The organism is Vibrio galatheae, from assembly GCF_000967545.1.
In the GTDB taxonomy this organism is placed as follows: domain Bacteria; phylum Pseudomonadota; class Gammaproteobacteria; order Enterobacterales; family Vibrionaceae; genus Vibrio; species Vibrio galatheae.
In genome coordinates, this window is record NZ_JXXV01000033.1 from 58995 (window position 1) to 71414 (window position 12420).

Here is a 12420-nt window from a genome sequence, read left to right on the forward strand (position 1 = left end):
AGTGCGTATCACCTGGTTAAGATTTAGCTGATGCGCGCCGAGCCTTTTCTCGAAACTGTTTTTGCTTCCATGCCTTCATCATTTTGTGCATGACATCTGTATGACTGAGCCATTCTTTGTATTCTGTCTTCTTTTTATCGTCTCTTTCACTTGGGTTTCTGACTTGGCCTTTGTTAAAGGTAAATAAGGTATCCAAGTTCGCGATGTTGATGTTGTAAGTTTGAGAGGTTGTTAGAGGTGGTGGTAGGTGTGGTAACCACTCTAGTTGGGAAGAAATATAGTTAGAGGCCCAAGCATTTTGTTGCTTGTTCTTTGGGTCGATCCAGGAGTAATCAGGGCGAAGATCTGATGCAATATACAACCACTTTTCTTTGAGAGTAAGCATTAGTTCTTCTTTGGAACGAGCTGTGACATTCCATTGATCAAAGAAATCTTTAATGAGCGGTAAAGCCTCTGAGCGATGCATAGGTAGTGGATTTAACTTTAAGCTTTTGTAATAGTTTGATCTCTTTGAATCAATATAATAAAGACAGTCATCAAGTCTACGCGCGTACCTTAGCCCTGACTCTCTTCCATCGATCTTCAATGCTCTAGGTGTAGCCAATCTAAGCATTGACCAAACGAAATAGACTACCCTATCGTCATTTTTATCTATCCAGTCGAACGACTTTTCAGGTACTAAGCTGTCCAACGCTGCTGTATTTAATCTGTTTACCAAGCCTATAACATCTAGATCTGTACGCATAAAAACCATCGATATTTTATGTTGTAGCTCTCTCTTGTCCTGACAATCTAACCCCATAATCCTGTCGAAATTTTTACCAAGATAGCCCCAGTAAAACTTTAAGTACCTTTCATCATTAGCCCTGAAAAGGCCAATTTTAGTAAGTGCTTGTTCGCTTGTTATCATCCCTATTCTTCTCTACTAAGTAGTTTTAATGATTGTTTTTCGTATTTTAAATACATTTTAACTGTATTCATAAATTATTAAATATCGTAGTAAAAAAGTTCCAAAATAAAAAATTAATTTGTGATTTTAACTAATTTTTGAGGGCTTATACTGCTATTTTTCAAGGTAATAGCCAACTTTCTATGGTTTTTTGTCAATGTATAAATTCCTTTTCTATTCTTGAAAAAGGTATTCATTTGATTTTTATAAACTTGTGACAGTGTGATGGTGGTAGTGCAGCTGATTATGAATGAAGGCTATCAACTCAAATGAACATGAGCATGTTGTTTTAGAAGAAGTAAGACAGACTATGTTGGAGAGAATGATTGAACTATGCAGCTTGTCGTTGGGAGAGAAGGCACGATGGATTGTGGTTATGTTGTACTCGCTACGGAGGATGCAAAGTTCATTACCGTGCTCTCAATGGTTTGTCATTTAACTTGTGAGTGAATCGGATTCTATAGAGGCGGTCTTGTATAGATGTTTTACAGTTTAGCGCCCCGGCTTTGATGATTACCTAGCATTTTTTCTCCCCGGTTGGGCTAGAACCATATACGTGGCGATTTTTTGTGTTGTCTGTTTGGTTAGTATTATTAGGCATCTGATATAGCATCATCCAACCCTACACGCTCACTCAACTCGCATAACTAAAAATAACGGCATCGACCTATCTATGAACCTAAACACAGGAGTAGATAGAAATGAAGGTACGTTCTAGAAAAAACAAAAATCTGAGACTAACCGATAAAAAAACCTTTAGAGGTCATCCTATTCAAACAGCTCATGGTGCACTCTGTATTCCGTATCTAGATAGAATTTATGACACTATCGAGCAGGCTCTGGATGCCTACCCGCGTACAATGGCGCTACGAGTTGATCTTCGATTCCCTAAGCTTAGAAATGGACAAGAGAAATGCGGAGCAATCACTGATTTTATCCGCTCGCTGCAATCTCAGATTGAATATGATGGTCGAAGAAAAGAAAGACATGGACAACGAGTCCATTCTTGTACCGTGAGGTATGTATGGGTAAGAGAGTGTTGCTCTTCACTGAATGACCATTACCACTTATTGCTGCTCTTCAACAAAGATCGTTTTAACTGGTTAGGTAAAGCGAGAAACCAACGAGAGAACTTACTTTCTATGATCATAGATGCTTGGGCTAAAGTCACAGGGGTGGAGTATGATGAAGCTAATGGTTTGGTTTACGTATCCAAAGATCGCTCAGGGGTTCCAGTAGTTCATCGTCTAGATTCCAACTCAAAGTACTTCAATCAACAGTTTGATGATCTATTTGAACATGGAAGCTATCTTGCAAAAGAAAAAACCAAGCACTTCGGCAACCACCAACGAAACTTTGGCACGAGCCGGAAGTAAATTTAAAGTGACGTTACGGGCAGTTCCAGTGGTTTATCGTTATTTCCACTGGAACTAGTTGCGATAAGTCATCATTAGTTTTGTTACAGTCACAACTCACATTAAAAAATACAGCGCGAGTAATGCCTATGTCATTCACACACAAAAGGCATTACTCATGGCGAATAGAACCCACCTCCCAAGTATTACCCTTGATAGAACTTTTGAAGATTACCCTCTGTATTACAGCGACAAGGGGTTGTACGAGTCAGCACTGACTTCGATGGTTGATGTCTTTGAACTGGCTCTCAGTCAGTTTGAAGTCGCTCTCGTTACACGTTTTGACTTATATCTGCCTAAAGATCATCAAGATGCAAAGTTTTGTATCCTGAACGATTACTTTGAAATCCTGAAAGAGAAGCTGAACGCCGATTCGTTGCACTACGTGTGGCGTAAGCGAGAGGATAACCGTTCGCACCAATATCGAGTGGTGTTGTTTACTGATTATAAGCAGCATTTTGGTGATGCCATTTACATGGAGAAAAGTAATGCAATTGTGGGGCATCTGAAAACAGCTTGGGGAGAAGCGATTAAAAAGCACTACCAAGGTAATGAGCGCTCAATGGTCCAACTGAATGATCGAGGGAACTATAGCCTGGGTACACGCTGTAAGAGCACTGACACTAACATAAAGAACAGTGTCTTTAAACGTATGAGCAACCTTGCTGAAGCATGGAAAGAAGAGCGTTACTTCTTTGGCTCTAGTGCAGATTAGACCGACTGCATTTTTTTACAGTGGTGGCTTATCACATGGGTATATACAAAGCAGGAGACGATTCCCAGTGAAAATGAGATTTCTACGACTTAAAGACGTGATGTCACTAACAGGGCTAGGCCGTTCAACTATCTATAAGTTCATGGCAGATGAAACCGATTTTCCGCAGAGTGTACCACTCGGTGGACGTGCCGTGGCTTGGGTAGAAAGTGAAATCGAAGAATGGATGGAGCAGCGTCTAGCACTGCGAGACAACCAAGAATCCTTTCAGTAACGCAAGCATCAAATCACATCATTAACGGGGCGCTGGCTAAGCAAAGTCATGCGCCCTTTTTCAATTAGAGAGATAAAGAAATGAGTTATTCAATTTACGTAGACGGCGACTTGCTGTTGCGCTTCTAGGGTTGACTTATCTTTTTGGCTTATAGATGGAGTTAAATTGATAGTTATGTAATAGCAATCCATTGACTATTGTCGAATAAGTGCTCTATATTGCTTGTCAAACGATATTTATAATTAATTGAACTGGTATCAAAAATAAGACACCTTCCACATAAGGTGCATGAAAAGATATTAGTCAGTGGCAAGTGGTAACTAAAATCATGGCTTTTGTTTTACGGTGGGGCGCGGTTCAGTTAATGGGCTTAGTGCTCCTATTCATGAGTTTTTCGTCTTTTGGCGAGCCTATCAATATTCCTTCTCCAAATACACGGTATGAACAAGAACGCGAGCAAGCTGAACGTTTAGAGCAACTTGAGCATGCGAAGTCGTCAGTCAAAGAGCTAGAGTCATTGTCTCCGCTTCCCGCACCCAGGGGAGAAGTATCAACGGTTTGCTTCGATATTCATACCATTGAGTTTGAAGGCAATGAAAGCTTTACTGACGAGGAAATTTTGGCGTGGTTGAGTTTTCAGCCCTCTTGCATTGGGTTAGCAGAGATCAACGAGTTCCTTCGCGTAATCACTAACCAATATGTTGAAGCAGGATATGTCACCTCTCGAGCCTTTTTGGTACAGCAAGATCTCGCTTCCGGCACACTTCTCATTGTCGTTCTTGAAGGTAAGGTAGAAAATGTACTCTTCAATGGTGAGAAAGTTGACGATTTACACATGGCTTTTCAGGGAGTGATTGGTGAGATTCTCAACCTCCGAGATATTGAACAAGGGTTGGATCAGGTTAATCGCCTGTCTCGTTATAATGCACAGATCAAGCTGTTACCCGGTTCAAAACAAGGATATTCAATCGTCGATATTCAAACAGGTATGGGTAAAGCGGCTAGGTTGGGAGCTGGGTTCAACAATGGTGGGCAAAAATCAACCGGAGAAGAGCAGTTATCTTTCGACTTACAAGGTGAGAATCTACTGGGTCTATTGGATAGCTGGACACTGACCACCACTCGAAGTGCAGAATTTGTCGACTCGCGCAGCTCCAAGAGCGTTTTTTTCAACGTTGATATTCCGCTTGGGTATTGGAATATGAGCTATCGCACTTCGTATAGTGCTTACAAAACCACATTTTATAACAATAGCTTTAAGTTCGATTCCACCGGCAGGACTAACAGTCATGATGGGCAAATCAAGTGGCTTTTTCATCGAGATAGTATTAGCAAGTCTGCATTTAACCTCGGCGTCCATCATCGGCGAGAAAAAAACTACATTCTTGGAAACTTGCTCGAATCAGGTTCTAGGAACCTCTCTTCACTATCTTTAGCTTTCGAGTTCAGCAGCCGTGTTGCAGGCGGTTTTGCGACCATTTCGCCTAAGTTTGCCTATGGCACGGATTGGTTTGGCGGAGAAGAACACCAATCGGCGAATGCGAATCAACCTACCGCTCAATTTTCCAAGGGCTCACTCAGTGCGAGTTATAGTTACCCCATTTCAAACACACTCTCTTTGAGTAGCACTCTATTTGGGCAATGGAGCAATGACACCCTATACAGCAATGAACGACTTAGCATAGGTGGCGAATACTCAGTTCGTGGTTTCAAAGGAAAGTCACTTTCCGGCGATGAAGGATATTACTGGAGAAACGATATCACTTATCGATTAGGGCAGTGGCCTTATTTAGGTTCGGTGACGGCGAATGTCGCGCTTGATACCGGCAGCATCGCTAAAGACAGTAGTGACCAGTTCGAACGAGGTTCGCTACTCGGGTCCAGTATCGCGTTGAACGCGCAGCACGCTCAATTCAGCACGGCTCTTACACTGGCGCTTCCTATCGAGTCACCTTCACGTTTAAAAGCGGATGATTACGTCGTGTACTACCGACTAAGTATTACGATCTAACCACACAGGAATTAAAAATGAACCGACAACTTACCAGCATTAGAGTCGTGCTGACCTATGTTTTGTGTGGCGTGATCACTGTTCAGCCGGTAATGGCAAAAGTGGTTGTGGCAAACGGATCGAGCAATACGTCTACAAGTTCGGCCTTAAACGGCGTAGAAGTCATCAATATTGCGACGCCTAACGGCAAAGGCTTATCTCACAATAAATACCAGCAGTTCGATGTTGACCCGTCAGGGTTGATTTTAAACAACTCAATTGAATCGGCTGCGCGCTCTCAGTTAGGCGGGGTGCTTCATGGAAACGCGAATCTTAATGGCAATGCCGCTAGCGTTATACTCAATGAAGTGACAGGTGCAAATAGGAGCCAGTTGCAAGGTTACACCGAAGTGTTCGGTAACCAAGCCAACGTGATTTTAACTAACCCTTACGGTATTACTTGTAATGGTTGTGGCTTTATTAACACCCCTCGAGTGACGCTGTCGACCGGGATACCACAGCTTAATAATGGCGAAGTTTCTGGCTTTAACGTATCGCAAGGGGTGGTCAGTATCGAAGGGTTAGGACTAGATGCCACACGCCAAACGTATTTCGATATTATAAGCCGCACCGCGAAAATCAATGCAGATATTCACGCCAATGATCTAGCGATAGTGACGGGACAAAATGACGTTGAGTATCAAAGTAACTTAGTTACAGCCAAAACAACGAGTGACCTTGTTAAGCCTATACTCGCGATTGACTCTTCTTCGCTTGGCGGTATGTATGCCGGGCGTATCTCTTTGGTTGCGACTGAAGAAGGGGTGGGTGTAAACGTAGGCAACCTATCGGCCTCTCAAGGGGGGATATCCATCAGCGCCGATGGTCAGGTTGTGCTCGGCAGTGCTAGCAGTAGCGAAAACCTCGCCGTGCGCAGCCAGCAAGCGCTGACTTTGACAGGCAGGCAAACTGCTAATAGCAATGTGTCGCTGGCTGCCACTCAAGTCAGCGCCGATAAAACTCAAGTCGTCGCAGCCCAGACACTGGCGGTAGAGGCCGAAAATCTGACCCTTAGTGAATCGACACTCGAATCTAATCAGCTTGACACCGACGTTGAGACCATCTCGCTCGATCAACCGAGCAAAATCACTACCCGCTTGGCACAGCTAAGCAACCTCACTACATTAGATAACCAGGGGCAACTAAGCGCCAGTGAGCAATTAGCGATACAAGCTGCCAATACAGAACTGAAAGGGGCAGGTGTCATCAACGCGGCTATCCTTTCAACTCAAACCGATACCCTCACACTAGATACGACGCTGCGCACTGTAAGTTCAACTCTTGATGCTAGCCAACAACTGACGCTCACGGAGCAGGGGCAACTAAGCGCGACGCAGGGTATGAATATTAGTGGTGAGACCTTACAGCTGGATGGGACATTAACCTCTGCGGGTGATGTGACGGTGAGCGCGAATAATGCAGCGGTTATCACCGGTTCTGTGAGTGCCGATACCGCCACGTTGAATGCTAAGCAGCTTGAGCAACACGGCGAAGTAAAAACAGCGCAGTCACTGAATGTGAATACCACGCAGCGATTTGAGCAAGGCGCTAATGGTGTGCTGGAGTCTGGCACGCTGCTGAACATTGAGGCCAACCAACTATCACTCGGCGGACGCAGCCAGAGCAATGACGCGACCATCATCAATGCCGCTCAGGCTAACCTGAGTGGTGAGCATCAAGCGGTTAATACGCTCACAGTCTCCAGTGATACCCTTGACCAAGCTGCTCAACTGTCAGCAAATCAGACTGTGACGCTAACCGCCACCGAGCAATTGACTAACACGGGGAATATCAATGCAGGTCAAACGCTGAGTATAACGGCGCAAACCTTAGACAACGACGCCCAATTAGGCGCGCAGCAGGATGTGCAACTGACACTCGGCGACCGATTACTCAATCAAAGCAATGGCTTGATTTCTGGTCAAAACACCCAAGTCATTGCAGCGAACATTGATAATGCCGGTAGTTTACAAGCGTTAGAAAACTTAGGGTTCAATGCCAAAGCGCTAAACAACACTGGCGCTTTGGTCGCAGGTACTGACTTGATTACGGATATTGCCACCACCTTCGACAACCATGGTGTGCTGTACGCCGCTAACAACGCCAACCTGTACAGTCAACAACTTAACAACTACGGCGATATTATTGCTAGCAACAACATCACCATTGCCAAAAATGAGTCGTTGGAGAAAAGCGATGGCCTGCTGAATAGCTCGGCGACGATAGAGTCACTAGGTGGGGATATTGGGGTTTACGCTGATTCAGTTGAAAATAAAAGAAGCGTGTTAGAGACGCTTGACAGAGTTTTAAAGCATCAAGGTTCTTATGTTCCAAGTAATTTCACAGTTTATCATCGTCAGAGTTCAAACTCGTTTCAATCGATAGTAAACAGTGGTTCTTTAGGAGCTCCAGTTACAACTGACAATGGGAGGCTGTCAGGTTACTTTTATTCCATAGATTTTCGTGACTATTCTTTTTCTTTGCCAGTAGTAACTGAAAGTAAAGAGGTTGTTGAAGCCACTAAAGCTTCAACCATAGCTGCTAACAAAGACATTGTGGTTCAGTCAAAGAACGTAAGTAATCAATCAAGCCTAATTGCCGCTGAAAATATAACCATACTCAGCGATAAAGTCGAAAATATCGGTTACCAATCAGATAGTTACACTACTTACTTTAAATTCACAGGTTCACCATATTCAGCCATGCAGCTTGGTTGGCTTCTTGTAGTTGAAATGGTGGGTTTCACGAAAGTGAAAGATCATCAGGATACTTCTTTTCTTTCTAGTATTGTAGCTTCAAATACTCTTAAACTTGATGTCCGCGACCAAATAAATAATTCGACTATCAAATCCGACGCCGCAAAAACTATACCAGCCTCAAGCACTCATGAACTCAGAGGATTTGATCATTCAACGGTCTCTGACACGATTTCAGTACCCGACCTCAACGGCATTCCATTCCCTGATTTCCGTTTTCCATCCAGTCCCAACGGCTTGTTTATTTACAGCGATGGGCCGAGCAGCAAATACCTTATTGAAACCAATCCGCTACTTAGTGATATGGGGCAATATCTTGGCTCTGACTATTTTCAGCAATCAGTAGGCTTTAATCCAGAAAGTGATGTCACTTTTTTAGGTGATGCTTTCTACGACACTCGGGTTATTACTCAAGCCATTTATGAACAAACGGGTCAGCGTTACCTTGGCGAGGGTGTGGGCAGTGACTTGTCTCAGATGCAAAAGCTTATAGAGGGAGCCGCGCAGCAAAAAGAGCAGCTTGATCTTGAAGCGGGGGTCGCACTTTCACAAGAGCAGATTGCTCGGTTAACCGACGACATTATTTGGTATGAACCTGTACTGATTGATGGTCGAGAAGTCCTCGCACCGAAACTCTACATCGCCAATCTCAGTGAACGAGACTTTACCAGCGGCGCGGTGATCGCGGGTAAAAACATAGCCATTGACGCTGGTAATATAGAAAACAGCGGTAGCATCAAGGCAGAGGAGGGGCTGGCGTTAACCAGTGAAGATCAAATCCTGAACGACACTGGCAGCCTTCAAGCGGGAGGCGACCTGATCGCTGAAGCTAAGGGCAACATCGAAAACCTTAGTGGTTCCATCGTTGGCGATAATGTGGCTTTGGTCAGCCACGAAGGGGATATTGTTAATAAGACGTTGAGTGACGAACTCAATATTGACAAAGATGGCAATTGGCTTGAATCGGATGCCAATGCTTCGTTTACCGAAACCTTTATCGGTGATACCGCGACGATTTCAGCAAACAAAGAGCTGGTGTTAAAAGCGGGCAATTCAATTGAGAGTAAGGGGGCGACGGTCAAGTCGGGCGATGATACCACGTTGATCGCCGGGCAAGATATTCGCTCAACCAGCATTCAAGATAATAACTACCTCACTTATGAGCTGCGCAATGCCACTATAGAAAAAGCTAAGACCGAATATCAAGATTCATTGATCCGCTCTGGAGGAACACTCAATGTGCTCGCCGGTGGAGACCTTGAGGCTTCGGGTGGTGAACTTTCTGCGAGTGAAAACACTAATATTGAAGTATCAGGTGATATCACTCTATTAGCGAATCAAACCTATGAGCTAGACCGATATGATGCTGCCCGAAAAAAAGATGTATCTAAGAGTACTCGCCAAAATGGCGTTAAGTTAAATGCAGGTCAAAATTTATCTATTCGTTCAGGCAACAATGTGACGCTTGTTGCTTCTGAGCTCAATGCTATCAATGACATTAGCTTAACTAATAGTGGTCAGTTAGTGGCCATGTCCGCGAACGAAACTGATTATTCCAGGGTTTACCGAGAGTCGAGAGGTTTTTGGGGAAAATCAACCTCAGATACAGAAATCTCTACTCAAACATCAAAGGGAACGTCTTTCAACGCTGAAAACATTACCCTTGTCAGTGGTGACACTCAGTTGCATCAAGCTTCAGTGCTCTCAGCAAACAACGACATTCATCTCGAATCAGCTCGTGGCTTGCTTGTGTTTAAAGCAGCTCAAGAGTCCGAATCGTATCGCCATGAGACGAAAAAAAGTGGCTTTAAGATAAAAATGCAAGGGCAAGGACATACTTCGACATCACAAAAGCAAACCAGTATGGAAAGTGGAGGCAATATTTCGCTAGCCAGTGCTTTGGGAATGGAAGTGGATTATGTTTCGACCGATAACAACCTTGCTAAAGCCTTGGCTCAGATTCCCGCGGATGGAGAGTTCGCATGGATAGCAGAGTTAAAAGATAACCCAAATGTTAACTGGAACGAAGTGAATGAAGCGTTTGATAGCTGGTCATACAGTGAGTCGAGTCTAAGTGGACCTGCTGCGGCTATAATCGCTATCGCTCTGACCGTAGTGACTGCAGGGGCAGCGGCAGGTGCCGGGGCGGCACTTGTCTCTGCGACCGTTGGTACAACAAGTGCTGCTGCAAGCACGGTTGCTGCTATGGGGGCGGCGGCAACCTCTACGCTCATCACCCAAGCGTCTTTGTCTTTGATTAATAACAATGGTGACCTTGGTGCAACATTGGATGATTTAGGCAGCTCAGCGAAAGTGAAGCAATTGGCCACAGCCATGGTAACAGCGGGTGCATTGTCGGCATTTAGCGTTGCTACAGGAGTCACAGATGGAACCATTAATCCAGATACCGGTTTAGCCAACGCTAGTAGTGTGGATGTGGCAAAACTTGGCGCAGACAACCCTAATATTTTTACTGCTACGCCAAGCTTTACACCAGAATCGTTGCTTCGTCATGTTGGAAAGTCGAGTATCCGCGCAGGCGTGGATTCTACAATTAACGGCACCGATTTTAGTGAGAGTTTTACAAATAGCTTAAGAGGTGCAATCGCTAATGATATTGGTGCGCTTGCCGCGAACGAAATTGGTGACATTAGTTCTTCGTATGGTTTTAAAAATGGTGGCTTTACCAAAACGACCTTACATGCCATCTCACAAGGTGCAGTCGCGGAACTTGCTGGAGGCGACTTTGAAGCCGGTGCTGCGGCTGGTGCAGCAGTTGAATTAACTGGCGAGCTTATCGGTAAAATTGAAGACCAAAACACACAAGTGGATGTGGCAGGCCTAGTTGGTGCCACGGCAGGTGTGATTGCAACCGGTGATGCAGAGGGGGCGTATACTGGTCAAAATGCCGGGGGGATTGTTCACCAGAACAACTATTTGAACCATACTGACATCAAAAACGCTCTTAAGGAATTTGTGGCTTGTAATGGTGAGGCAGAATGTGAGTTACGAGTTATTGTCGAAACCAAAGCTCTGAGTGATTACAAGGATCAGATTGCACAAGCAGATTGCGGGGAAGGGAATTGTCGCGAGCATAGCAGAGATCTTGCTAACGCAACATTGCCCCAAAATGCGGATGTGCACTATGAGTTGATAGGAGATAATCAGAATGCGTTAGATTTCTATCAACTAATGGCCCAAGCGAACAATGATGCTCAGGGGCCAATGACGGATGCTTCTATTCAGAAAAACCTGACTGATTGGGCTGTGGCATTAGGTTTTAATGAAGAAGAAGCTAAGACTGTGGCAACTGGTGCGGGCTTGATTACTGGCTTGCAAAGAGGCCGAAGTAAAAAAGCTTCTGGAAGTAATCCAAATGCAATTTCTGATGGGATAAATGGGCCACCTAGAATTGCTCTAAATCGATTAGGTAATGATTTAGCAGGCACGTTTTCAGGCGGAAAGTACACATCGAGAGTTCTCGAAAAGGACATGATTCTGTATAGAGCTGGAACTTCAGATAGACCGTTAGGACAGTTTTTCTCTAAAGATAAACCGGTCAGCGAAATTCAAACAAGAATTGATAAAGCAGTATTACCAGTTTGGCCGGGTGGTGCGAAATCACCGATCGACACTGTGTTCAAAGTTAGAATTCCCGCAGGAACAACAGTTCATACTGGGCAAGTGGGGGCTCAAGGAGGATACTTTGTGGGTGGTACCCAACAAATTATTGTTGAAAAACCATGGTTGATTGATGGCGTTGAAGTTTTGGGAAGCTCCCCGTTGAAGTAGGTATTGTATGGAAAAAAAGATGAGAGTGATTTCAATTATTAAGCAAATTATTGATTTGTTAGTATCTGTTGGTGAAAGTAATTGGGCAGATACATTTACGAGCTTTAAATTGAAATTGGTAAATTCTGATTCAGAAAATTTACAAATTCTTCGTAGCGATATTTTAGGGATTTATGGGGGGATGGGTTCATTCAATGATCTTGTACTATATAGCGAAGGACAGGTTCTTATTAGAGAGAATCAAACTCTTGATAAGCTGAGGAAAGAATTGTTTGAAGTATTAAATTGAGAGCATTGTAGCGGACGATAATAGATCTCTGTTCCCTAAACCTGCTTGGGAGATTTACTATAAGAGAAATAAAAAGATGAGTGTTTATTGATTTGGTGTGTTCTGGTTCTGGGTAGGAATCGGCTTAAAGGATGAGATATGAATCACACTGGATGAATATTGTAATGGTCAACTAAATTT

Annotated in this window: 7 protein-coding genes; 6 read left to right on the forward strand and 1 reads right to left on the reverse strand. The window is 44.0% G+C overall.

Annotation, left to right across the window (positions count from 1 at the left end; all coding sequences use genetic code 11):
• Positions 1-16 precede the first annotated feature (16 nt).
• Positions 17-910, reverse strand: coding sequence for a hypothetical protein (locus TW81_RS17350; RefSeq protein WP_045957002.1), 894 nt, complete (start codon positions 908-910; stop codon positions 17-19).
• Between the two features lie 740 nt (positions 911-1650).
• Here TW81_RS17350 and TW81_RS17355 point away from each other — a divergent pair.
• From TW81_RS17355 to TW81_RS17380, 6 genes are all read left to right on the forward strand, one after another.
• Positions 1651-2325, forward strand: coding sequence for an inovirus Gp2 family protein (locus TW81_RS17355; protein ID WP_045957003.1), 675 nt, complete (start codon positions 1651-1653; stop codon positions 2323-2325).
• Between the two features lie 157 nt (positions 2326-2482).
• Positions 2483-3079 (forward strand): YagK/YfjJ domain-containing protein, encoded by a 597-nt coding sequence (locus TW81_RS17360; protein ID WP_045957004.1) that lies wholly within the window; start codon positions 2483-2485, stop codon positions 3077-3079.
• A gap of 73 nt (positions 3080-3152) precedes the next feature.
• Entirely contained in the window at positions 3153-3353 is a 201-nt protein-coding gene (locus TW81_RS17365; protein WP_045957005.1) for an AlpA family transcriptional regulator, read from the forward strand.
• 328 nt (positions 3354-3681) lie between these two features.
• Positions 3682-5364 (forward strand): ShlB/FhaC/HecB family hemolysin secretion/activation protein, encoded by a 1683-nt coding sequence (locus tag TW81_RS17370; protein ID WP_052706239.1) that lies wholly within the window; start codon positions 3682-3684, stop codon positions 5362-5364.
• A 17-nt stretch (positions 5365-5381) separates the two neighbouring features.
• Entirely contained in the window at positions 5382-11951 is a 6570-nt protein-coding gene (locus TW81_RS18885; protein WP_052706241.1) for a two-partner secretion domain-containing protein, read from the forward strand.
• 7 nt (positions 11952-11958) lie between these two features.
• Positions 11959-12240 (forward strand): DUF6966 domain-containing protein, encoded by a 282-nt coding sequence (locus TW81_RS17380; protein WP_156980989.1) that lies wholly within the window; start codon positions 11959-11961, stop codon positions 12238-12240.
• Positions 12241-12420: the final 180 nt, after the last annotated feature.

Excerpts from the sequence above, each read along its gene's own strand:
- TW81_RS17350 (WP_045957002.1), bottom strand. The coding sequence starts at position 910 with ATGATAACAAGCGAACAAGCACTTACTAAAATTGGCCTTTTCAGGGCT.
- TW81_RS17355 (WP_045957003.1), top strand. The coding sequence starts at position 1,651 with ATGAAGGTACGTTCTAGAAAAAACAAAAATCTGAGACTAACCGATAAA.
- TW81_RS17360 (WP_045957004.1), top strand. The coding sequence starts at position 2,483 with ATGGCGAATAGAACCCACCTCCCAAGTATTACCCTTGATAGAACTTTT.
- TW81_RS17365 (WP_045957005.1), top strand. The coding sequence starts at position 3,153 with ATGAGATTTCTACGACTTAAAGACGTGATGTCACTAACAGGGCTAGGC.
- TW81_RS17370 (WP_052706239.1), top strand. The coding sequence starts at position 3,682 with ATGGCTTTTGTTTTACGGTGGGGCGCGGTTCAGTTAATGGGCTTAGTG.
- TW81_RS18885 (WP_052706241.1), top strand. The coding sequence starts at position 5,382 with ATGAACCGACAACTTACCAGCATTAGAGTCGTGCTGACCTATGTTTTG.
- TW81_RS17380 (WP_156980989.1), top strand. The coding sequence starts at position 11,959 with ATGGAAAAAAAGATGAGAGTGATTTCAATTATTAAGCAAATTATTGAT.